The 633-nt window shown below is 74.1% G+C and carries 1 pseudogene; it reads left to right on the top strand.

What is annotated here, in order from left to right:
- Window positions 1-183 precede the first annotated feature (183 nt).
- A pseudogene (locus EAO71_RS35915) lies at window positions 184-633 on the top strand (serine-threonine protein kinase); the annotation flags it as partial.

Here is a 633-nt window from a genome sequence, read left to right as displayed (position 1 = left end):
GGGCCACGGCCCGTCCGTGGCCCGGCCGCCCCGTACGGCCTGTTGCCGCACTTCCCGGTGGTCTCCGCGGCGCGTCCGCGCCGAAACCCTGGCCGTCCTCCCGTGCGCGCAGGATGCTGTCGCGGGAGGGACCCTCGGGCTCCTCCCGCGACAGTGTCCTCGACACGGAGGGGCGGACCGCCCATGGCCGGGATGAGTGTGGAGCCGTACCGGGAGATCACCTTCGACAAGGACGGCGACGGCGCGGCCGGGCAGCACGAGGCGCTGTCGGCGCTCGCCGCGCGCGGGGCCACGGACCTGGTGGTGTTCGCCCACGGGTGGAACAGCGACCCGTCCGTGGCCACCCGCATGTACGCGGCCTTCTTCGCCTCCTTCCCGGGCGTGGTGCGACCGGGCGCGCGGATGGCGTACGCCGGGCTGGTGTGGCCGTCGACGATGTTCACGGACGAGCCGATCCCCGACTTCGAGTCCGTGGCGGCGGTGCATCCCGGCAAGGAGGCCGTGGTGGAACGGCTCTCCGTGCTGCTGCGCGAACAGCCGGAGGACGAGGCCGCCTTCACCGAGTTCGGCGACCTGCTCAGGGAGCTCACCGACACCGGTTCGGCCTCGCGGTCCCTCGCCGAGGGGCGCCGC

The organism is Streptomyces sp. MS191 (genome assembly GCF_008042125.1).
Lineage (GTDB): Bacteria > Actinomycetota > Actinomycetes > Streptomycetales > Streptomycetaceae > Streptomyces.
The sequence above is the reverse complement of the archived record's forward strand: the minus strand, read 5'-3'. Positions and strand labels throughout refer to the sequence as shown.